22 protein-coding genes, 1 tRNA gene and 1 riboswitch are annotated in these 21,194 nt (G+C 71.9%); of the genes, 7 read left to right on the forward strand and 16 right to left on the reverse strand.

Translation table 11 applies throughout. The annotated features are described in order from the left end of the window. The gene (gene panC, locus GA707_RS03060) at nt 1–906 is read right to left on the reverse strand and encodes a pantoate--beta-alanine ligase (RefSeq protein ID WP_152176903.1); all 906 of its coding nucleotides are present in this window, start codon (nt 904–906) and stop codon (nt 1–3) included. Then, the gene (locus GA707_RS03065) at nt 906–1,829 is read right to left on the reverse strand and encodes a Rossmann-like and DUF2520 domain-containing protein (RefSeq protein ID WP_226963489.1); all 924 of its coding nucleotides are present in this window, start codon (nt 1,827–1,829) and stop codon (nt 906–908) included. The genes panC and GA707_RS03065 overlap by 1 nt, the downstream gene beginning before the upstream one ends. 97 nt (nt 1,830–1,926) lie before the next feature. Between GA707_RS03065 and GA707_RS03070 the strand changes: the two genes are divergently transcribed. From GA707_RS03070 to GA707_RS03080, 3 genes are read left to right on the forward strand one after another with little or no spacing between them, the layout of a single operon-like run. Beyond that, nucleotides 1,927–2,325 carry a hypothetical protein gene (locus tag GA707_RS03070; protein WP_152176905.1) on the forward strand — a complete coding sequence of 133 codons (399 nt, stop codon included), beginning with the start codon at nt 1,927–1,929 and terminating at the stop codon, nt 2,323–2,325. Then, a complete protein-coding gene (locus GA707_RS03075; protein WP_193315132.1) occupies nt 2,325–2,531 on the forward strand; it encodes a helix-turn-helix transcriptional regulator in 207 nt (68 codons plus the stop codon). The genes GA707_RS03070 and GA707_RS03075 overlap by 1 nt, the downstream gene beginning before the upstream one ends. Further along, nucleotides 2,528–3,469 (forward strand): SAM-dependent methyltransferase, encoded by a 942-nt coding sequence (locus tag GA707_RS03080; protein WP_152176907.1) that lies wholly within the window; start codon nt 2,528–2,530, stop codon nt 3,467–3,469. Before GA707_RS03075 ends, GA707_RS03080 begins: the two co-directional genes overlap by 4 nt. Nucleotides 3,470–3,551: 82 nt before the next feature. Here GA707_RS03080 and GA707_RS03085 read toward each other — a convergent pair whose 3' ends face one another. Then, nucleotides 3,552–4,025, reverse strand: a complete 474-nt coding sequence (locus GA707_RS03085) for a GyrI-like domain-containing protein (protein ID WP_152176908.1) — start codon at nt 4,023–4,025, stop codon at nt 3,552–3,554. A gap of 128 nt (nt 4,026–4,153) precedes the next feature. Between GA707_RS03085 and GA707_RS03090 the strand changes: the two genes are divergently transcribed. Further along, entirely contained in the window at nt 4,154–5,257 is a 1,104-nt protein-coding gene (locus tag GA707_RS03090) for an NADH-quinone oxidoreductase subunit D (RefSeq protein ID WP_152177068.1), read from the forward strand. 149 nt (nt 5,258–5,406) lie between these two features. Here the strand turns inward: GA707_RS03090 and GA707_RS03095 are convergent, their stop codons facing one another. The 6 genes from GA707_RS03095 to ftsH are packed head-to-tail and all read right to left on the reverse strand — an operon-like array spanning nt 5,407 to nt 11,081. Beyond that, the gene (locus tag GA707_RS03095) at nt 5,407–6,006 is read right to left on the reverse strand and encodes a bifunctional 2-polyprenyl-6-hydroxyphenol methylase/3-demethylubiquinol 3-O-methyltransferase UbiG (RefSeq protein ID WP_152176909.1); all 600 of its coding nucleotides are present in this window, start codon (nt 6,004–6,006) and stop codon (nt 5,407–5,409) included. A gap of 3 nt (nt 6,007–6,009) precedes the next feature. Next, nucleotides 6,010–6,525: a DUF3180 domain-containing protein gene (locus GA707_RS03100; protein WP_152176910.1), complete on the reverse strand. Its 516-nt coding sequence runs from the start codon at nt 6,523–6,525 to the stop codon at nt 6,010–6,012. Further along, nucleotides 6,519–7,466 (reverse strand): 2-amino-4-hydroxy-6-hydroxymethyldihydropteridine diphosphokinase, encoded by a 948-nt coding sequence (gene folK / locus GA707_RS03105; protein ID WP_152176911.1) that lies wholly within the window; start codon nt 7,464–7,466, stop codon nt 6,519–6,521. Before folK ends, GA707_RS03100 begins: the two co-directional genes overlap by 7 nt. Nucleotide 7,467: 1 nt before the next feature. After that, nucleotides 7,468–8,328: a dihydropteroate synthase gene (gene folP, locus GA707_RS03110; protein ID WP_152176912.1), complete on the reverse strand. Its 861-nt coding sequence runs from the start codon at nt 8,326–8,328 to the stop codon at nt 7,468–7,470. Between the two features lie 10 nt (nt 8,329–8,338). Next, a complete protein-coding gene (folE, locus tag GA707_RS03115) occupies nt 8,339–8,965 on the reverse strand; it encodes a GTP cyclohydrolase I FolE (RefSeq protein ID WP_152177069.1) in 627 nt (208 codons plus the stop codon). A 10-nt stretch (nt 8,966–8,975) separates the two neighbouring features. After that, nucleotides 8,976–11,081 carry an ATP-dependent zinc metalloprotease FtsH gene (ftsH, locus tag GA707_RS03120; RefSeq protein ID WP_152176913.1) on the reverse strand — a complete coding sequence of 702 codons (2,106 nt, stop codon included), beginning with the start codon at nt 11,079–11,081 and terminating at the stop codon, nt 8,976–8,978. A 340-nt stretch (nt 11,082–11,421) separates the two neighbouring features. Here ftsH and GA707_RS03125 point away from each other — a divergent pair, with 340 nt between their 5' ends. Further along, nucleotides 11,422–12,375 (forward strand): hypothetical protein, encoded by a 954-nt coding sequence (locus GA707_RS03125; RefSeq protein ID WP_152176914.1) that lies wholly within the window; start codon nt 11,422–11,424, stop codon nt 12,373–12,375. A gap of 123 nt (nt 12,376–12,498) precedes the next feature. Here the strand turns inward: GA707_RS03125 and hpt are convergent, their stop codons facing one another. Genes hpt through GA707_RS03145 form a run of 4 tightly spaced genes read right to left on the reverse strand, consistent with a single transcriptional unit; the run spans nt 12,499 to nt 16,685 of the window. Continuing rightward, nucleotides 12,499–13,050, reverse strand: coding sequence for a hypoxanthine phosphoribosyltransferase (hpt, locus tag GA707_RS03130; protein ID WP_152176915.1), 552 nt, complete (start codon nt 13,048–13,050; stop codon nt 12,499–12,501). 5 nt (nt 13,051–13,055) lie between these two features. After that, complete coding sequence (gene tilS, locus GA707_RS03135) at nt 13,056–14,096, reverse strand: tRNA lysidine(34) synthetase TilS (protein ID WP_226963490.1); 1,041 nt, start codon at nt 14,094–14,096, stop codon at nt 13,056–13,058. Between the two features lie 7 nt (nt 14,097–14,103). Continuing rightward, nucleotides 14,104–15,180 (reverse strand): zinc-dependent metalloprotease, encoded by a 1,077-nt coding sequence (locus GA707_RS03140; RefSeq protein ID WP_152176916.1) that lies wholly within the window; start codon nt 15,178–15,180, stop codon nt 14,104–14,106. Between the two features lie 59 nt (nt 15,181–15,239). Further along, nucleotides 15,240–16,685, reverse strand: a complete 1,446-nt coding sequence (locus tag GA707_RS03145) for a D-alanyl-D-alanine carboxypeptidase/D-alanyl-D-alanine-endopeptidase (RefSeq protein WP_152176917.1) — start codon at nt 16,683–16,685, stop codon at nt 15,240–15,242. 86 nt (nt 16,686–16,771) lie between these two features. Here GA707_RS03145 and GA707_RS03150 point away from each other — a divergent pair, with 86 nt between their 5' ends. Then, the gene (locus GA707_RS03150; protein WP_152176918.1) at nt 16,772–17,401 is read left to right on the forward strand and encodes an inorganic diphosphatase; all 630 of its coding nucleotides are present in this window, start codon (nt 16,772–16,774) and stop codon (nt 17,399–17,401) included. Between the two features lie 99 nt (nt 17,402–17,500). Further along, the gene (locus tag GA707_RS03155) at nt 17,501–18,844 is read left to right on the forward strand and encodes an arginine deiminase (protein WP_152176919.1); all 1,344 of its coding nucleotides are present in this window, start codon (nt 17,501–17,503) and stop codon (nt 18,842–18,844) included. A gap of 145 nt (nt 18,845–18,989) precedes the next feature. Here GA707_RS03155 and GA707_RS03160 read toward each other — a convergent pair whose 3' ends face one another. The 3 genes from GA707_RS03160 to GA707_RS03170 form a co-directional block, all read right to left on the reverse strand. Further along, nucleotides 18,990–19,304 (reverse strand): multidrug efflux SMR transporter, encoded by a 315-nt coding sequence (locus GA707_RS03160; protein ID WP_152176920.1) that lies wholly within the window; start codon nt 19,302–19,304, stop codon nt 18,990–18,992. An 11-nt stretch (nt 19,305–19,315) separates the two neighbouring features. Further along, nucleotides 19,316–19,381, reverse strand: a riboswitch (guanidine-III (ykkC-III) riboswitch). Nucleotides 19,382–19,458: 77 nt separating this feature from the next. Continuing rightward, nucleotides 19,459–19,535: transfer RNA gene (locus tag GA707_RS03165), tRNA-Thr, on the reverse strand. Nucleotides 19,536–19,589: 54 nt separating this feature from the next. Next, the gene (locus GA707_RS03170) at nt 19,590–21,185 is read right to left on the reverse strand and encodes an alpha/beta hydrolase (protein WP_152176921.1); all 1,596 of its coding nucleotides are present in this window, start codon (nt 21,183–21,185) and stop codon (nt 19,590–19,592) included. Between the last annotated feature and the right edge of the window lie 9 nt (nt 21,186–21,194).

A 21,194-nucleotide genomic window follows, 5' to 3' on the forward strand; every position in this document is an offset into this window, starting at 1 on the left:
TCAGGGTCGCACGGCGGGAACGTCGGAGAACACCTCGAGCGCTCCCCCGCCCGGTCCGACGAGGACCGGCGCGTTGTCGATGAGGCGGGTCGTGCCCACCCGGCCCGCGACCGCGAGGAGCGCCTCCCCGCGGTACCACTCGGGCACGTCGTTGAGCGTGTGCGGATGGACGAGAACGAGATAGTCGATCAGCGCCAGCGGCTCACGGACGAGCACCGCGCGGGCGGCGCGTCGGATCGCCGAGGGACCCTCCGGGGCCGCCTCCGCCCCGGCCCGCAGTGCCCGGGAGAGGCAGAGGGCGGTCTCCCGGTCGGCCTCGGTGAGGTAGGTGTTGCGCGAGCTCATCGCCAGGCCGTCGGACTCGCGGACGGTCGCGACGGAGACGATCTCGACCGGGAAGTCGAGGTCCTGGGCCATCCGGCGGATGAGGAGCAGCTGCTGGGCGTCCTTCTGGCCGAAGAAGGCACAGTCGGCTCCGGTGAGGTGGAGCAGCTTGCCGACGACCGTGAGCACTCCGTCGAAGTGCCCGGGTCGCGACTGGCCCTCCAGCACGTCGCCCAGGGGCCCGGCCGAGATGCGCACGCCCGGGTCGCCGTCGGGGTAGATGACGTCCGGGGTCGGCGCGAAGACGAGGTCGACCCCCTCACGGGTGCAGATCTCCATGTCGGCGTCGAACGTCCGCGGATAGCGCGAGAGGTCCTCCTTGGGCCCGAACTGCAGCGGATTGAGGAAGATCGTGACGATGACGTGCTCGGCGCGCTCCCGCGCCGTGCGGATCAGGGTCGCGTGCCCGTCGTGCAGCGCGCCCATCGTCATGACGACGGCGACCCGCCCGCCGTCCAGCCCTTCCCTGCCATCCCGCAGCTCGATGCGCGTGCGCGCGACGACGGGGGTGTTCGGTGTCATCAGGACTCCTGTCCGGGTCGGTCGGGTGCGGCGAGCAGGTCGAGCAGGGGTGCCGCGAGGTCGGCGCGCAGCCGACCGTCCTCCACGGCGCGCGCCGCCGTCGCCGTGGCGAGGGCGCGGTAGGTCGTCAGGACGTCGGGCACCCGCTCGGCGAGCACGTCGAGGTGCGTCGCCACGGTGCCCACGTCACCGCGCGCGACGGGACCGGTGAGCGCGCCCTCCCGCAGCCGGAGCGCGTTGTCGAGCGCCGCATACAGCAGCGGGCGGAGGACGTGTGCGGGCGACTCGACCCCGGCGTGGTCGAGGATCTGCATGGCCTGGGCGGTCAGCGTGACGAGATGGTTGCTCCCGTGCGCGAGGGCGCAGTGGTAGGCGACGCGGTCCGCCTCCGCGATCGTCACCGGCTCGGCGCCCATGTCGAGGACCAGCGCTGCGGCGATGGGCAGGATGCGGTCGTCGGCGGTGACGCCGAAGCAGCACTCGTGCAGCCGATCCAGGTCCAGGGCCGTGCCCGTGAAGGTCATCGCCGGGTGCAGCGCGAGCGGGAAGGCGTGGTGCCGGCGAACCGGGTCGAGGACCGCGGCACCGTGTCGACCCGAGGTGTGCGCGACGATCTGTCCGGCCTGCCAGGCCCCCGTCGTCGACAGCCCCTGCGCGAGGTCGGCGAGCGCGTCGTCGGGCACGGCGAGGAGGACGAGCTCGGCCTCGGCGACGACCTCGGGGACGGTCCGGACCGGCACGCCGGGAAGGAGGGCCTCGGCACGTTCGAGGGAGGCCTGGCTGACCGCGCTGACGGCTCGGAGATCGTGGCCGGCGCGGGCCAGCGCGGCTCCGAGCACGGCGCCGACCTTGCCGGCTCCCACCACGCCGACCCGGAGGCGGGCGGGGTGCGCGGGACCCTGCGGGTCCGGGGAGACGCTCACGGACGGCGACCATACCGCATGGCCCGCTGGTGCCGGCCAGCCCTCTCCTGACAAGCGAACTTGACACATGACAAGCACGCTTGACAGGCTCGAGTTCATGCAGACACTCACCACGCTCACCTGGTTCAACAAGATCGGCCTCGCGATCCTCGCCGTGGGCATCCCCTACCTCGTCGTGCAGCAGGAGTGGATCGGCGCAGTGGCCTGGACCGTCGCGCTCGCCTATCTCGCCATCTCGGTCCGACGCTCGGTCACGGCCCGCGCCGACGACCGCGAACGCGTCGCCGCCGCTCAGCCCTATGACGAGCGAGACGCCGCCGCGATGCGCTCGGCGTTCTCGGTCGTCGGTCAGGTCGCCTTCCTCGGACAGGTCGCCATCGTCATCTGGTACATGGGGCAGCCCGTCGACGAACGCATCCTCATCGAGTCCGCCAAGGTCGTCGTCCTCGCGGTGGTCCTCGGTTTCGCGAACCGCGCAGCGCTGCAGCGGGCGTGATGGAGGTGGATACCACCCTCCCCAGCCTCCGATCCGAGCGCGGCCTGTCCCAGGCCGCGCTCGGCCAGGCCCTCGGCGTCTCCCGCCAGACGATCAACTCCATCGAGGTCGGCAAGTACGACCCCTCACTCCCCCTCGCCATCCGGATCGCCCGCTACTTCGACCGCACGGTCGAGGAGGTCTTCATCCTTCCGGAGGACGCATGAGCTCCGCGCTGCCCTGGCGGTCCGCCTGGCACGAGGCGCTCTACGGCACGGCCGGCTTCTACCGCACCGGGCGTCCGCACGCGCACTTCTCGACGGCCACGTCGCCCGGTCTCGTCGAGGTGCTCGCCGAGGCCGTCGTCGCACTGGCCCGCAACGAGGGTCTGACCGGCGTCGTCGACGTCGCCGCCGGCGGTGGCGAGCTCGCGACGGCGGTATGCGCGCTCGCCCCCGACCTGGACCTCACCTGCGTCGAGGTGCGGCCCCGCCCGGCAGGGCTGCCCGGCCAGTTGCGCTGGGTGCGCTCCCCCGGGGGAGCGGCACTTCCCGACGACCTGGGTGTCCTCCGCGACGTTCTCGTCATCGCGCACGAGTGGCTCGACAACGTGCCGTGCGCCGTGGCTGAGCGCACCCGGGGCTCTCGCCACGGAGCCCTACGGGAGGTGTTCGTCACCACGGCCGGTATCGAGAGTCCCGGCCCCGAGGTCGAGCCGGTGGATCGCGTCTGGGCGGAACGCTGGTGGCCGGTGGGGTCGCGCGTCGAGGTCGGCAGAGCGCGCGACGAGGCGTGGGCCGATCTGCTGTCCCGGGTCGGCCGCGGCCTCGTCGTCGCGGTCGACTACGGGCACACGACCGCAGCCCGGCCGGAGACGGGGACACTCACCGGGTACCGGGGCGGGGACGTCGTGGCGCCGGTGCCCGACGGCTCCTGCGACCTCACCGCCCACGTCGCGGTCGACAGCCTCCGCCACGACCGGATCGTGCGACAGCGCGACCTGTTCGCCGAGCTCGGGCTGACCGGCACCGCACTCGAGCCGCGGCTCGCGCACGAGGCGCCCGCCGCATACCTCCAGGCGCTGGCGCGACGCTCGGCCGTGACCGCCCTGCGCGACCCGGCCGGCCTCGGTGCCTTCTGGTGGGTCTTGGCCCGCCGGCCGTGAGGACGCATGCTCCGTCGTGCGACGACGGCAATTGCGCCGGTCTCACGACGGGACATCGGTCCTCCGGCGGAGCAAGGTCGCCTCAGCCGGCGTCGTGCGCGGCGCCTCCGATGTCGCACGGCATGACGATGAGGGTGCGGGGCTCGGGCACGTCCGGCTCGTCGAGGTAGCTCTCCCACGGCGCGTCCGTGCTCGCGTACCCCCGCTCCGCCATCCACGCCTCGGCCTGCTGCCACGTCACCGCGACGCTGTCGTACGAGCCGCGGTGCATGACCTGCACTGCCCGCCCGCCCGGCAGACGACCCGACTCCACCCCTGACCCCTCGACCGGACCGTCGACGGGGAAGCCCGCCACGATGTCCCAGCCCGAGTCCGGCACCGGCCGGTACCGCGCGAAGGGTGGGCCGACGACATGACTCTCGCTGGCCGCGACGGCACCCATGACCGCCCCGAACGCTCTGCCGAGAAAGTCCGCGATCCCGTCGTGGGGCACTCGGTCACGCACGACCGCGGTCCGTTGCTCCTCCAGCTCCACCAGGGTCACTTCGTCGTCCATGTCCCCACTGTCCCGCTCGCCTGCCGCGCTGTCGAGATCGGGTGGGGCAGACTTGCACCGTGACCTCCGACACCCGGCGACGCGCCCTCGACGTCGGGGTCGGTGCGGGCGGACTCGCCACGGCCGACATGATCCTCAACATCGGCCCTCAGCACCCCGCGACACACGGGGTCCTGCGGCTGCGGATCGTTCTCGACGGGGAGCGGATCGTCAGCGCCGACCCGGTCATCGGGTACATGCACCGAGGCGCCGAGAAGCTCTTCGAGGTCCGCGACTACCGGCAGATCATCGTCCTGGCCAACCGGCACGACTGGCTCTCGGCGTTCGGCAACGAGCTCGGCGTGGTCCTGGCCGTCGAGCACATGCTGGGCATGGAGATACCCGAGCGGGCGACGTGGGCACGCACCCTGCTCGCCGAGCTCAACCGCGTCCTGTCCCACTTGATGTTCCTCGGCTCCTATCCGCTGGAGCTCGGTGCCATCACTCCGATGTTCTACGCGTTCCGAGAGCGGGAGGAGCTCCAGGCCGTCCTCGAGGAGGCCTCGGGCGGACGAATGCACTACATGTTCAACCGGGTCGGCGGCCTCAAGGAGGACCTGCCGGCCGGCTGGCTGGGCCGGGTCCGCGAGGCGGTCACCGAGGTGCGACGCCGGCTTCCCGACATCGAGTCCATGCTCGTCGGCAACCCCATCCTGCGGGCCCGGACCGAAGGCGTCGGGAGGCTCTCGCCCGAGCTGGTCCACGCATACGGCGTCTCCGGCCCGATCGCCCGGGCGAGCGGGGTGGACGTCGACCTGCGCCGCGACGCCCCCTATCTCGCCTACGCGGAGCTGTATGCGCAGGGCGGCCCGGGCCGCGTCGTCACCCGCATCTCGGGAGACTCCCTGGCCCGGCTCGAGGTGCTGCTCGAGCAGGTCCACGTCTCGCTCGACCTCGCCGAAGCCTGTCTGGACCGGCTCGGGTCGCTGCCGCAGGGGCCGGTCAACCAGCGGCTCCCGAAGGTGCTCAAGGTGCCCGAGGGCGAGACCTACGTCGCGACCGAGAACCCGCTCGGCTTCAACGGGTACTTCCTCGTCTCCCGCGGTGAGAAGACCCCGTGGCGGCTCAAGCTGCGCTCGGCGTCCTTCAGCAACGTCCAGGTGCTGCGGGAGATCCTGCCCGGCTGCCTGGTCGCCGACATGGTCTCGGTGCTCGGGTCGATGTTCTTCGTCGTCGGCGACGTCGACAAGTAGACCTCGTCGACCCACTCCCGCGACGGACGGTTGCGCGGTGGCCATCGGGGGATTCGCCACCGCCACACCGTCCGTCGCGGGTCCGAGTCGGACTCAGCCGGAGAGGCTCAGCCGGAGAGGCTCAGCCGGAGAGGCTCAGCCGGAGAGGCTCAGGCGGTGCGGCGCAAGACGCTGACCGCGAAGTCGGCGTCGTCGTGCCACGGACGCAGGTCCCACGTGGCGAACCGGTGCTCGAGCCGCAGTCCAGCGGACGGCGCGGCCGCGTCGAGGTCGGCGGGGGTGAAGCCGCGGTCGAGGCGGCATCCGACGACGACGAAACCATCGGCGCGCACGTGGCCGGCCACGCGCCGCACCGCCTCGGCACGGTGCTCCTCGCCGATGAAGTCCACGACGTTGCCGGCGACGAGGGCTCCGTCGAAGGGCTCGGCCGCACCCTGCTCGGCGAGGTCGAGGGTCGCGAGGTCGCCGACCAACCACGTCGCCCCGGGGTGGTCCTCGCGGGCCGCGGCGATGAGGGCGGGGTCGATGTCGACGCCGACGACCCGGTGCCCGAGTCGGGCGAGGTGCCCGCCGTGACGACCGGGTCCGCAGCCGGCGTCGAGCAGACGCGCGCCGCGCGGCGCGAGGACGTCGACCAGCCGCGACTCACCCTGCAGGTCGGCGCCTTCGGCGGCCATCATCCGGAACCGCTCGATGTACCAGCGAGAGTGCTCGGGGTCGTGCAGTCCTGGCCAGCTCGAGGTGTCCATGCCTCAGCCTTGCACGGCCCCGTCGAGGTCGGAGCCGTCGTCACGCTCGTCGGAGCCGCCGCGAGCATCTCGGCCTCCCGGTGGCAGTCGGCACCAGTGCTGTGCGACCAGACCGGCGATCGCGAGGACGACGCCGGAGGCGATGAGGACGAGCAGCGGGACGATCTGCCGCCCGTAGGGCGTGAGGTCGCGGTCCGGAAGGAGGATCGCGAGATGGCCGAGGAACCAGCCGGCGACGGCGGCGCCGGTCAGCGCCCCGGCCTGGGACAGGCTGAGGATCCGGGCGGCGCGCAGGCCGGAGAGTGAACGGCGCGCGCGGCCCCGCTGGTACTGGCGAACCTGCCAGCCGCCCCACAGGACGAGCCCGGCGAGGACGAGGACGACCACGGCGGTCAGCCACGCGGGCGACGGGAGCAGTCGCCCGGTCCGCGTGAAGAGATGCCAGACGACGGCCGACACGAGGGTCGTGCCGGTCAGCACGGTGACCACGTGCCGCGGCCGCAGCCCGTGGCTCAGCATCCGGCGCACCCACCGGCGCCGCAGACCCCGCCGGCTGCACCGGCGTCCGGCTCCTCCGCTGCGCGCACTCCGCTCGTGTCGAGCCCGCCGAGGAGCTCGTCGACCGGGTGGACGGCTCCGCCGACGCGGAGCGCGGCGGCCGGGTCGGCGTCGAGCCACGGCAGGAGCACGAACGCCCGCTCGTGAGCGCGCGGGTGCGGAAGGGTCAGACGTTCGGCGTCGCTCACGATGTCGGTGCCCGTGTCCGGGTCGCCGTACTGGACGAGGTCGAGGTCGAGCGTGCGCGGCCCCCAGCGGACGTCCCGGACCCGGCCCGCGGCGGCCTCGATGGCGTGCAGCCTCGACAGGACAGTCGTCGGTGAGAGCCGGGTGAGGCCGACGGCGACGGCGTTGAGGTAGTCGGGCTGGTCCGGGCCGCCGACCGGGTCGGTCTCGACGTAGTCCGACACGACGACGGGGCCGGCACAGACCCGCTCGGCGAGCTCGAGCTCGGCGAAGGAGAGGGTGGAGTACCGGTCACCGAGGTTGGTCCCCAGCGCGATCACGACGGGGACGGCCGGACGCTCCCGGCGCACCCGCACCGTCACGTCGCCGAAGGCGACGCCGACCGGAGCCTGCGGCTTGTGCACGGTGACCGTGACGGCGTCCACGAGGAGCCGGCCTCCGTCGTCGGCGAGGACGTCCTCGGCGATGACCGAGGCGAGTCGCTCGATGAGGTCGAACGATTCCCCCTCGATCCGCGCGACGGCGAGCGCCGCCAGGTGCGCGTAGTTCACGGTGTCGGCCAGGTCGTCGCTCGATCCGGCGGCCGCGAGGTCGGCGTCGACCGCGATGTCGACGACGAAGTCCTGGCCGTCGCGCCGCTCCTCGGCGAAGACCCCGTGGAACCCGCGAGCGCGGATTCCGGTGATCTCGACGAGGTCGCTGGTGGTCTCTGCCATGTCAGTCCTCCGCCCGGCGTGCGGGCGTTGCCGCGGACGCCTCGCGTGCGGCCCGCAGGGCCTGCGCGACGTCGAGCGCGTCGACGGTCGAGGGCACGTCGTGGACGCGCACCCCCCACACCCCGAAGTCACTGAGGTATGCGCTGGTCACGGCGGTCGCGACGTCTCGCTCCCGCGGGGGTCGGGGGTGTCCCTCGGGCCGCCCGACGGCGCCGAGGAAGCCCTTGCGGCTCGTACCGACGATGACGCGGTGCCCCAGGGCCATGAGCGTCGGAAGGGTGGCGATGAGTCGCCAGTTGTGCTCGAAGCTCTTGGCGAAGCCGAGGCCCGGGTCGAGGATGATCCGCTCGGCGGGGACTCCGGCTGCCGTGAACGCACCGACCCGGTCGGACAGCTCCGCGATGACGTCCGCGGTCACGTCGCCGTAGACGGCGCGCTGCTGCATGTCGGCGCTGTGGCCCCGCCAGTGCATGACGATGACGTCGCATCCGGACCCGGCCGCCTCGGCCGCAACGGATGCCATGTCCGGGTCGGCGAGGCCGCCGCTGACGTCGTTGATGTATGCGGCGCCCGCCGCGACCGCCCGCCGCGCCACCTCGGCGCGCATCGTGTCGACGGAGACGGTGAGCCCCGCGCGGGCCAGCGCCTCGATGACCGGGAGGGTGCGATGGAGCTCGTCCTCGAGAGCGACCCGACCGGCCCCCGGGCGCGTGGACTCCCCGCCCACGTCGATGATGTCGGCACCCGAGTCCGCGAGCTCGCGAGCGTGGGCGACGGCGGCGTCCGGGTCCAGCCAGAGCCCTCCGTCGCTGAAGGAGTCCGGCGTGACGTTGAGCACGCCCATGACGAGAGGGCGGGTCATCACCGGCGCCTCACCCGCGCTTGCCACCGAGCAGGAGTGACATCGCCTCGGATCTGGTGGCGGGGTTGCGCAGCTGGCCGCGGACGGCCGACGTGATAGTGCGGGATCCGGGCTTGCGCACGCCGCGCATGGACATGCACAGGTGCTCGGCCTCGACGACGACGATGACGCCCTGGGCGTCGAGATGGCTGACGAGCGCGTCAGCGATCTGGGTCGTGATCCGCTCCTGGACCTGGGGTCTGCGGGCGAAGACGTCGACGAGCCGGGCGAGCTTGGACAGACCGGTCACCCGACCGTCCAGGGCGGGGATGTAGCCGATGTGGGCCTCTCCGTGGAACGGCAGCAGGTGGTGCTCGCAGACGGAGTACACCGGGATGTCGCGCACGATGACCATCTCGTCGTGGTCGATCTCGAAGGTCCGCGAGAGCACGTCGGCGGCCTCGAGGCGCAGGCCGGCGTACATCTCGACAGCGGCGCGAGCCACCCGGGCCGGGGTCTCGACCAGGCCCTCGCGGTCCGGATCCTCACCGATGGCCAGGAGGAACTCGCGCACCGCCGCCTCGGCGCGCCCGAGGTCGACCTCGGGAACCCGGGTGCGGGCCCCGTCGAGATCGGCGGCCGCGGTGTCGGTCCGCAGCTCGAGGGCGTCAGTGCCCACGCGGGTCGACCTGTCCGCCCTCGGGCACCTGGACGACCTCGGCGGGCGGCTGCTCGGGCGGCGGCGCGGCGCCGTTCCTGGCCGCCTGCTCGATGCGCTCCTCGACGGCCGGGTCACCCTGGTTGACGGTGGCACCCACCGGCGCACCGGCGTGTCCGTTGAGGGCTGCCTGCTCGGCCGGGGTGAGCACCGGCGGACGGTCCGAGTGCACGCGCAGGTCGCTGGACAGCCACGTCGGCCGATGCGGGCGCTTGCGGACGTCGGCGAAGATCTCGGCGAGCTCCGCGGCGTTCAAGGTCTCGTGCTCGAGGAGGTCGAGGACGAGGCGGTCGAGGAGGTCGCGGTTGTCGTTGATGACGTGCCAGGCCTCGTCGTGGGCGTCGTCGATGAGCCGACGGACCTCCTCGTCGACGACCGCCGCGATCTCCTCGCTGTAGTCGCGCTGGTGGCCCATGTCGCGGCCGAGGAAGACCTCGCCCTGGCTCTGCCCGAGCTTGATCGCCCCGACGCGCTCGCTCATGCCGAACTCGGTGACCATCTTGCGCGCCAGAGCGGTGGCCTTCTCGATGTCGTTCGCCGCACCGGTCGTCGGGTCGTGGAAGATGATCTCCTCGGCGACCCGACCGCCCAGGGCGTAGGCGAGCTGGTCGAGGATCTCGTTACGGGTCGTGGAGTACTTGTCGTCGACCGGCATGACCATCGTGTAGCCGAGGGCCCGCCCACGCGGCAGGATCGTCACCTTCGTCACCGGGTCGGTGTGGTTCATGGCCGCTGCCACGAGCGCGTGTCCGCCCTCGTGGTAGGCCGTGATCTTGCGTTCCTTGGCCGACATGATCCGGGTGCGCTTCTGCGGGCCGGCGATGACGCGGTCGATCGCCTCGTCGAGCATGTCGTTGTCGATGAGCTGTTTGTCCGAGCGTGCGGTGAGCAGCGCCGCCTCGTTGAGGACGTTGGCGAGGTCGGCACCGGTGAACCCGGGAGTGCGGCGGGCGACGGCGAGCAGGTCCACACCGGGCGCCATCGGCTTGCCCGCGGAGTGCACCTGGAGGATCCGGTGTCGGCCGATCATGTCGGGGTTCTCGACCGCGATCTGCCGGTCGAAGCGTCCGGGGCGGAGGAGGGCCGGGTCGAGGATGTCGGGCCGGTTGGTGGCGGCGATGAGGATGACGTTGGTCTTGACGTCGAAGCCGTCCATCTCGACGAGCAGCTGGTTGAGGGTCTGCTCGCGCTCGTCGTGGCCGCCGCCGAGACCGGCGCCCCGGTGCCGGCCGACGGCGTCGATCTCGTCGACGAAGACGATGGCGGGGGCGTTGGCCTTGGCCTGCTCGAACAGGTCACGCACGCGAGAGGCACCCACGCCGACGAACATCTCGACGAAGTCCGAACCGGAGATCGAGTAGAAGGGCACGCCCGCCTCCCCGGCGACGGCCCGCGCGAGAAGGGTCTTGCCGGTGCCGGGCTGGCCGTAGAGCAGGACGCCCTTGGGGATCTTGGCGCCGACGGCGAGGAACTTGGCCGGCTCGCGGAGGAACTCGACGATCTCGTGGAGCTCCTCGACGGCCTCGTCGGCGCCGGCGACGTCGGCGAAGGTGACCTTCGGGGTGTCCTTCGTGGCGAGCTTGGCCCGGGACTTGCCGAACTGCATGACCCGGCCGCCGCCGCCCTGGGCCTGGCTCATGAGGAACCAGAACAGCAGGACGAGCAGGATGATCGGCGCGAACGTCATGAAGAACGTCCAGAAGGCCGACGAGCGCTCGATCGTGTCGTTGTAGCCGCCCTCCCCGACGTTCTCGTCGACGAGCGCGACGATCTCCTCGGCACGGGCGTCGACGAACTCGGTGCGCACCTGCGTCGCGTCGGAGACCGACCCATCGGGGCTCGAGTAGGCCTGGCCTTCCTTGAGGTCGAGGTCGAGGACGTTCTCGGAGGTCAGCTGGGCCTTCTCGACGTGTCCGTCCGTGATGAGCTGGACGGCCTGGTTGGTGTCGATCCGCGCGTAGCCACCGCTGCCGTCGACCGAGAACATCGCGAAGGCGATCGCGACGGCGACAAACAGCCAGAACAGTGGCGTGCGGAAGATGCGCTTGGCGTTCATACGTGTGTCGTGCCGGGCTCGTTCGAGCCCGTCCTCTCTGCAGACGGTACTGACCGGGTGGTCGCTTGGACAACGCTACCGGGGTGCGGTGTGTTCCACCGACTCCGTCCGCCGCCCTCATCGGCTCTCGCTCTTCCCTACCCGCCGCCCCACACTCCCACCCACTCGCAGCGATCCGCGGCCTTCGCGCCCACCCGCGGCGCAATATCACCCCTGCTCGGCTGCAGCGCCGCGGCTCGGCGACAAGACCGCTGCTCGATCGGCCGTGGCGCCGACGACGTCCGCTGTGGTTGTGGATGACGTCGGACCCGAAACTCCCCGATGCGCTGGAATCGACTCCATGTCCGAGGCAGCCACCCCCTTCGACCCGACACTCCTGCGCGCAGCCGCCGACCTGCAGAGGCTCGGCATCGACCCCGGCCGCGAGCGGTGGCATCGGATCCGGCGCGGGGTGTGGCTGCCTCAGGACATCTGGCGCAACCTCTCGATCGACCGGCGCTATGAGGCTCTGGTGTTCGCCACTGTGATGACCTGTCGGGACCAGGAGTCCGTCGTGCTGAGCGAGCACGCGGCCGCCGTGCTGTGGGGGCTCCCCTCGATGGAGCCGTGGCCGGATCGGATCCACGTGCTCGTTCCGGACGGGGTGTCCGGACCATCGCGGCACGTTCGTTCCAGGCCCGGCGCCCCGGTCGTCCCCGTCTCGGTGCGGGGGGTTTTGGTCACACCCGTGGCCCGCACCGTCATCGACCTGGCCCGCTGGGCCAGCCTCGACACCGCGGTCGCCGCCGCGGACCACGCCCTACGCGTCGGCCTCTGCTCGCGGTCTCAGCTGGAGTCCGAGGCCACGGCCCTACCGAAGGGTGCGCGGGGCAGAGCCACCGCGCGGCTCGTCGTCGACCTCGCCGACGGCCTGAGTGGTTCACCCGGCGAGAGCCTCTCCCGCGTCCAGATGTTTCGCGCGAACCTCCCGCGTCCTCAGCTCCAGCAGCCGTATCGCGACGCCATGGGCGCCATCGGATACGTCGACTTCGACTTCGCGGACGTTATCGGCGAGTTCGACGGCAAGCTGAAGTACCGCGTCCCGGAGGGCGCCAGTCCCGCCGAAGCCGGGGAGATCGTCTGGCGGGAGAAGAAGCGAGAGGACCGGCTGCGGCGGCACAAGCCGGTCGCACGGTGGGTGTGGAGCGTCGCGCGCGACACCGCCGCACTGGCACGACTGCTCATCGACCACGGGGTCCGACCTCAGCCGCGATCCACCTGGATCGACCTGGGGGCGCGTTGCCCCCGGTCATGAGCTGCGGCGCCCGTTCACGAGCCGCGGCGGCTCAGCCGAGCAGCGGCGGTTCCAGCCACTGCGGCGCAATATGGGCTCGGCTCGCCTGGAGCTCCGCGGCTCGGCGCAAACGCCGGCGCCTTCTCAGCTGTAGACGTGCGGGGCGAGCGTGCCGATGTCGCGGAGCCCGCGGTACTGCTCGGCGTAGTCGAGGCCGTAGCCGACGACGAACTCGTTCGGGATGTCGAAGCCGACCCACCGGCAGTCGATCTGCACCTTGGCGGCCTCCGGCTTGCGCAGGAGAGTGCAGATCTCGACGGACGCGGGCTGCCGGGACTCGAGGTTGGCCCGGATCCAGGACAGCGTGAGCCCGGAGTCGACGATGTCCTCGACGATCAGGACGTGCCGCCCGGAGATATCGGCGTCGAGGTCCTTGAGGATGCGCACGACGCCGCTGCTCTTGGTGCCGGAGCCGTACGACGAGACCGCCATCCAGTCGACCGGCGCCGAGAACGGCAGGTGGCGCATCAGGTCGGCCATCACCATGATCGCCCCCTTGAGGACACCGACGAGCAGGACGTCCTTGCCCTCGTAGGCCTCGGCGATCTCGGTGGCGAGCTCGGCGAGCCGGTCCTGGATCTGGTCGTCGGAGAGGAGGACCTTCTCGAGGTCCCGGCCCATCGCTGCGCTGTCCACCCGCCCTATTCAACCGGACCGGGCCGCTCGACGCGCACCCTGGTCCCGCGGCGGGCGACCCGCAGGTCTCCGGGCAGGTGCAGCGGGCCCTGTCCCCTCCAGTGCGTGAGCAGTCGGTCACAGGCGTCGGTATGCGCGGCTCCCGTCCGTCCCGCCGGCGCACCGGCCTCGAGGAGCAGCACGCGCCAGACCCGGGTGCGCAGCGGGGCGGGGATCGCGGCGAACGTGGCGACGTCGTGGTCCGGGCCCGGTCCGAGGCCTCGGCGGGCGTCCCCGGCCAGCGCGTCGAGAAGGTCCGCGTCGGCGCGGAGCTGGTCAGCGCTGCGCGCGAGGGCCGAAGCGACCCCGGGGCCGAGTTCGCGCTCCAGGTCCGCGACGGCCCGTCGGGCCCGGACCCGGGTGAACTCCGGGTCGGCGTTCATCGGGTCGTCCCAGACCTGAAGACCCTCCGCTGCGCACGCCTCCCGCGTCTGCTCGCGGGTGATGCCGAGCAGCGGGCGCTCCATGAGACCGCGACGCGCCGGCATGCCCCCGAGCGACCGGGTCCCCGACCCGCGGGTGAGCCCGAGCAGAACCTGCTCGGCCTGGTCGTCGAGAGTGTGTCCGAGCAGGACGGCGACGGCACCGAGTCGCCGCCCTGTCTCGGTCAGCGCCTCATGACGCGCCTCCCGGGCCGCCGCCTCGAGCCCGCGCCCGGCGCGGCTCACCGACACCCGCACGACCTCCACCGGGTCGAGCCCGAGCGACCGACAGGTCTCCGCCGCCTCGGACGCGGCCTCACCCGAGCCGGGCTGGAGCCCGTGGTCGACGATCACCGCGCCACCGGACCACGCGCCGTGGCGACACTCGAAGGCCACCGCTTCCGCGAGCGCCAGGGAGTCGGCGCCCCCCGAGCACGCGACGAGCACGAGACCGTCGTCGCGACCGACGCGCTCCGCGAGGTCGGCGATGTGGGTGCGCACCGCATACCGGATGGCCGCGACCGCCGGGTGGGGGCGGCCGCTCCGGCCCGTGCGCCCCTCCTGCGTCACGTCCGGCTCCGTCACGTCCGGCTCAGCCGTGCACCCGGGCGACCCAGGCGCCGGGGTCGGAGATCTCCACCGGCTTGGGGAGGGTGTCCGGCGAGGTCCAGACCGCGTTGAGGCCGTCCCAGCCGACGGTGTCGACGACGGCGCGCACGAACACGGCACCGTCGCGGTACTGGCGCATCTTGGCGTCGAGCCCAAGAAGTCGACGGAGCAGCTTGTCGACGGCGCCCTGGCCCTGGCGGCGCTTGGTGAACTTGCGGCGGATCTCCTCGACGCTCGGGATGATCTCGGGTCCGACCTCGTCCATGACGACGTCCGCGTGGCCCTCGAGGAGGGACATCACCGCCGTCAGTTCGGCGACCTTCTCGCGGGTCTCCGGGGTGGCGAACAGGTCGGCGAGTCCGCCTCCGTCGCCCGAGAACGCCTCGGGGAGCCGGGTGAGCAGCTGCTGCGCCTTCTCCTGCAGGCTCTCCGGGTCGGGCGTCATCTCGGCCGCGATGGTCCGGGCCCGCTCGATCATGTGGTCCCGCAGCCACGGGACAGCCGTGAACTGGACGCGGTGGGTCTCCTCGTGCATACACACCCAGCGGCGGAAGTCGGTGTCGTCGACCTGGAGGTCGCGGGCGACCTGGACCATGTTGGGCGCGACGAGCAGCAGGGTGGGCTTGCCGCCCGGAGCCAGGTCGTACTGACCGAGCACCTTGCCGGCGAGGAAGGCCAGGAGCGCTCCGGCCTCGGCCCCGGTCACCTTGCCGCCGATCGCGGCGGCGGTCGGCGACGGGGCGGCGCCGCGCTTGTCCATGACGTCGGCGAAGACCGGGTCCATCAGCGCGGACATCGAGTCCGCGTTGACCGCGATCCAGGACGGGCGGTCGATGATGAGCGGCGCGGGCGCCTGCCCCGGCGCGTGCATCCGCGACGTGGCGGCGACCGGCTCGACGGCCTCTGCGGCGATCCGCCGGATCTGCTCGACCGCCTCGCGGGCCTCCGACGCGCTGACGGCCGGACCGGCCTGCACGAGCCGCGCGCCGGTCGCCTTGGCGAAGGCCCAGTCGACGTAGGACTGCGGAGGCGTGGTCTCGGTCGTGGTGATGTCGGTCATGGGGTTCCTTCGCTGTGGCGGACTCGGTCAGATGTGGTCGGTCATCCAAAGGTGGACGGTCATCGACAACCGCACTCCGTCAGCGCAGTCACCAACGCGTCCAACGCGTCACGCGCGGCCAACCTTCCCGTCCGGGGCACGGTGTCGGCGATGACCACGAAGGCGAGCAGTCGACCGTCCCGGGTCGTCGTCGTGCCCGCGAGCGCCGCGGTCGCGTTGATGGTGCCCGTCTTGGCGCGCGGGATCCCGGCGACCACCCGCGTCGGGGTCGTCGCGAACCGCTCGTCGAGGGTCCCGCTCAGCCCGGCGACCGGCAGCTCCGCCACGAGCGGGGCGAGGACCGGGTCGGCACCCGTCGTTGCGAGGAGGAGCACGTCGGCGACGACCCGCGCCGGCAGGAGCTGGTCGTAGGTCATCCCGGAGGTGTCGAGGAGGGTCGCGCCGGTGACGTCGACCCCCAGGCCCGCCACCCGGTCCAGGACGAACTCGGCGACCCCCTCGAAGTCCGTCGGACCCCCGACCGAGGCCGAGGCCTGGCGGGCGAGTGCCTCGGTGAGCGCGTTGTCGCTGTCGGCCATGGCGAGCGCGGTCACCTCGGCGACCGTCGCGCTGCGGACGACACCGACACGCGGCCCGCTCGCCGGGCCTGGGAGCACCGGATCCGCCGCCACGGTCGCCGGGAGACCAGCGGCGGTGAGGGCCTCGGCGAAGGCTCCCGCCGCCTCGAGCTCGGGGAAGGACGGGGACGGCTCGTCCGGGCGGGGCCGCTGCCCGGCCAGGCCGATCATCGTCACGCCCTGGTTGAACCCGGCACGGATGTCGGCCATGTTCCAGCGCGGCGCGTAGCGGGGGCCGGCGGCGTGGGACATGTCGAGCGTCACCGTGAGCGCGGCCGGAGGGGTTCCGTCCCGGCCGAGCCGCTCGACGACCTGTGCGGCGAGGTCGGCCAGCCCGGCGTGCCCCTCGACGGCGAGGGGGTCCCCTTCGCCGGGCGCGAGCATGGTGTCCCCGCCGGCGACGAGGGCGATCGTGTCCGGGGCGGTGCGGACGGCGGTCGTGGCGAAACGGCCGTCCGGGTCGAGCGTGTGCAGCACGGCGGCCCCGGAGAGCAGCTTCTGGGTCGATGCGGGCGTGACGGGACGGTCGGCCTCCCGCGCATACAGGATCTCGCCGGTCGGTCCGTCCGCGATCACCACCGTGGCCGAGCCGAAGAAGCCCGGGTCCGCCAGCCGCTCCTCGACGGTCTCTTCGAGAGCCGCCCGGTCGGGCAGGGGCGCGGCCGGAGCGGCGGCCAGCACCGGTTGCAGCGGTCCGGGCGTGGGGACCGGCACGAGCCCGGTGACGTCGGGCTCCGGCTCCGGGGGCGGCAGGGTGGCCGGGTCGACGGGCTCGGCGATCGTGAGCACGCCCGGGACCGCGTCATAGGCGTCGGCGGTCGCGTATGCGCCGGTCGCCACCGCGAGGACGCCGACCGTCAGCGCGGCGATCGTGCGGCGGCGGGGCATCGGCTGTCCTCATGTGCCTGGGGTGCAAGACTGTCCCCAGCAGAGTAGGTCACCAAAGGGAGCACCTCCCGCGAAGGAGTCAGACAGTGGAGTTCGACGTCACCATCGAGATCCCCAAGGGCGCTCGGAACAAGTACGAGGTCGACCACGAGACCGGCCGGATCCGACTCGACCGGCTGCTCTTCACCTCCATGGCCTACCCCTCCGACTACGGCTACGTCGAGGACACGCTGGGTGAGGACGGCGACCCGCTCGACGCGCTCGTCCTGCTCGACGAGCCGACCTGGCCCGGCTGCCTGGTCCGGGCCAGACCGATCGGCCTGTTCCACATGCGTGACGAGGCCGGCGGTGACGACAAGCTGCTGTGCATCCCCGCCGGCGACCCGCGCAAGACGCACATCACCGAGCTCGAGCACATCAACGAGTTCGACCGGCTCGAGATCCAGCACTTCTTCGAGACCTACAAGGACCTCGAGCCGGGCAAGTCGGTGGAGGGCGCGCACTGGGCGGGCCGCACGGAGGCCGAGCGGGTCGTCGTCGAGGCGCTCGAGCGGGCCAAGGCGGCCGGCATGTCGACGGCGCGGTGGCGGATGCCGGCCGCACACCACACCGAGAGCCAGGCCGAGCGACCCGAGAAGTGGACCGAGGCGCACGCTGCCTCGGCGGCCCGGGCCCGCGAGGAGCTGGCGACCAAGGAGCGCCCGCTCAGCGACTGAGCGGGGGGCCGAGCCGAAGCGGCTGAGCGGGAGAGGCTGAGCCGGAGGGACAGAGTCGCTCGGGCCCGCAGGTGCTGCCATCCGTGGGAGAGTTGCGCCGTGAGCACCGCGTCCAGGACCACAGACAGCACAACCACCGGCACAACCACGACGGCCACGGGCGACGCCGCCCCGGCGAGCAGCTCTGTCGGGGTCTACTCCGAAGCCGGCCGGCTGCGGACCGTTCTCGTGGCGGCCCCCGGGCTCGCGCATACCCGGTTGACGCCCGACACGTGCAAGGACCTGCTGTTCGACGAGGTGCTCTGGGTCGAGCGCGCCCGCGCCGACCACGAGGAGTTCCGGTCCCGGATGACCGAGCGGGGCATCGAGGTGCTCGAGCTGAACGAGATGCTCACCGAGGTCGTGGCCGACCCGGAGGCCCGCGACTGGATCCTCGACCGGCGGATCACGATCGAGGACGTCGGAATCGGCCTGGCGGACCCGACCCGGGAGTGGCTCACGTCACTCACCCCGGACGACCTCGCGGCGCATCTCGTTGGCGGGGTGTCCTACAGCGAGCTGCCGGAGGAGTTCGGCGGCGCGTTCCTGACCGTCCTGCGCGACGGGCTGCGCGACCAGCACCACTGGATCCTGCCCCCACTGCCGAACACCCTGTTCATGCGGGACAACACGTCGTGGATCTATGGCGGGGTGACGCTCAACCCGATGTACTGGCCGGCTCGGCGCCCGGAGACTCTGCTGACCGCGGCGATCTACAAGTTCCACCCGCGGTTCGTCGACGCGCGGTTCTCGGTGTGGTTCGGCGACCGCGACGAGCCGGGTCGGGCGGGGGCGCACGGCTCATCGGGCGCGACGCTCGAGGGCGGCGACGTCATGCCCATCGGTCGCGGCACGGTGCTCGTCGGCATGGGCGAGCGCACCTCGCACCAGGCGATCACCCAGCTGGCCCGGTCCATGTTCGAGCAGGGCGCGGCCGAGCGGGTCGTCATCGCAGGCCTGCCGCATTCGCGGGCCGCGATGCACCTCGACACCGTCTTCACGTTCTGCGACGCCGAGACCGTCACCGCCTTCGGCCCGGTCGTCGACCACATCGTGCCCCTCGTGGTGCGGCCGTCCTCCTCGAGTCCCTCGGGTCTGGAGATCGAGCGGGCCCCCGGCTCGTTCGTCGACGCCGTCGGCTCAGCGCTCGGGGTGTCGCTGCGGGTCGTCGAGACCGGCGGCGACGTCTACGGCATGCACAGGGAGCAGTGGGACGACGGCAACAACGTCGTCGCACTCGAGCCGGGCGTGGTCATCGGCTACGACCGCAACACCCACACCAACCGGCTGCTGCGCAAGGCGGGGATCGACGTCATCGAGATCTCGGCCTCCGAGCTCGGCCGCGGCCGTGGCGGCGGGCGTTGCATGACATGTCCGATCTCGAGGGACGCGCTGTACGACTGACGGCCCTTCGCGCGCACGGCAGAACCTCGCCGGCGAGACGAACCTTCCTCTGCGAGACGGTTCTTCCGTGGATCACGCGCAACTGCGAGCGCGCTCAGGAAGGACCGGCGCACGGCGGATCATCGGTCGCGGGACCCGGCAACGATCAGCTGACGAGCTTGAGCCCGACGATGCCCGAGATGATGAGCAGCAGGAACACGACCCGCGCGAGGGTGACGGGTTCGGTGCCGGAGACCATGGCATACACGACGGTCAGCGACGCCCCGATGCCGACCCAGACCGCATAGGCGGTACCCGTCGGCAACGTGCGCATCGCGTAGGCGAGTCCGCCCATGCTCAGCACGAGCGCCACACTGAACACGATCGTCGGCCCCGGGCGGCTGAACCCCTCGGAGCGCCCGAGCGCGGTGGCCCAGACGGCCTCCAGCACACCGGAGATGACGAGAACGATCCATGCCATGACGGCCCTCCTACGGGCCGTCTTGTCGCTGTCCGGGTACGGCGCCCCTCGTCCGGGGATCGCTGCGGCGATCCTCACCCAAGGGTAGCAACGGCTTCCTCGGCAACGAGACACAGCGATCGTGCCCCCGACGCGAGGCGTCGGGGGCACGTGGTGGAGCCGCCTGTGGGAATCGAACCCACGACCTATTCATTACGAGTGAATCGCTCTGGCCGACTGAGCTAAGGCGGCGCGCCGGACTACTATACGAGGTCCGGTGGAGCAGGACCAATCAGCTTCAGCGGGTCAGCAGCGCAGGCCGTCCTCGGGCACGGTGCCGTCGATGAAGAAGGCGTCCACCGCGTCGTCGACGCACGCGTTGCTCCGGGTGTATGCGGTGTGCCCGTCCCCGTCGAAGCTCACCAGGACCCCGTTCTCGAGCTGATCGGCGAGCCGCTCGGACCACTCGAACGGTGTCGCAGGATCGCGCGTGGTGCCGACCACGACGATCGGCTCGCTGCCGGCTGCAGTGATCTCACGAGGCCCGCCGCCGACGGGTTCGTGCGGCCAGAAGCCGCACGTCATCGTGGACCAGGTGAGGAATCTCCCCCACGTGGGAGCGAGCTCCTCGGCCTGCGCCTCAGCGGACTCGAAGTCGGCGATGTCGTCGGACTCGGGCCGGTCGAGGCAGTTGACGGCATAGATGACCTCGAGGATGTTGCTCGTGTACGCCCCGCTCGGAGTCCGGAACGCGTAGGCGTTGGCCAGCGCCATCAGCTCGGTCGCGTCGTCACGCTCGACGACGTCGCGCAGCGCGTCCGTGAGGAAGGACCACATCCCCTGGTCGTACATCGCCTGGGCGATGCCCACCACGGCCCAGCCCTCGCTCATCGTGTCCAGTCGGGCGTCGCCGGTGATCGGCACGGGGTCGGTGTCGAAGCGCTCCATGAGGTCGCGCATGCCCTCCATGACCTCGTCGACGGTGTCGCCGAGCGGGCAGTCCCCCTCGTCGATGCAGTCCTGGGCCCACGCGGCCGAGGCGCGGTCGAAGCCCTCGGCCTGCCCACGGTTGACCTCCTGCAGGGTGAGGTCGGGCGCGAGCGCACCGTCGAGGACGAAACGTCCGACCCGGTCGGTGAACTGCTCGGCATAGACCGTGCCGAGGTAGGTGCCGTAGGACTTGCCGAGGTAGGTGAGGCGCTCCTCCCCCAATGCGGCTCGAAGGATGTCCATGTCCTTGGCGGCGTCGACGGTGGAGACGTTGGCCAGCAGCGCGCCGGCTGCGGCGTCGCACGCTTGGGCGAAGCCGTCCGACTTCGTGGCGAAGTCCTCGCGCTCGCCGGCGTCGTCGGGCGTCGGGTCCATGCCCAGGAAGTCGTCGAGCTCGGGGTCGGACACGCAGTCGACCGGTGCCGAGCGACCGACACCGCGCGGGTCGAAGCCGACGATGTCGAAGCGCTCGCGCACCTCGGGCCCGACGATGACGTCCGCGGCTGCGGCGTAGTCGACCCCCGACCCACCGGGCCCGCCGGGGTTGACCACGAGCGAGCCGATCCTGTTGCGGCTGCTGCCGGCCGGAACCTTGAGCACGCTGATCTCGATCGTCTCGCCCTCGGGATCGGCATAGCTGAGCGGGACGGTCAGCTCCGCGCACTCCCCGGGTCCGCAGTCCACCCAGTCGAGCTGCTGCTCGTAGAAGGCCGCGAGGTCGTCCTGACCGTCGGGCACTGCGGTCGTCGAGGCGTCGGCGGTCCGGGTCTCCTCCGCCGACTGGCCGGGGAGCCGGTCGGTGATCTCGGTGCACCCGGCGACGAGGGTCGCCGCGAGAGCGGCCGAGATGGTGAGTGCAGCGCGGCGGCGACCGGATCGCGGCCGTCTGCCGGGGTGGGTATGCGCGGGCATGGCCGACAA

Origin of the sequence: Nostocoides sp. F2B08, from assembly GCF_009184895.1 — a bacterium.
Lineage (GTDB): Bacteria > Actinomycetota > Actinomycetes > Actinomycetales > Dermatophilaceae > F2B08.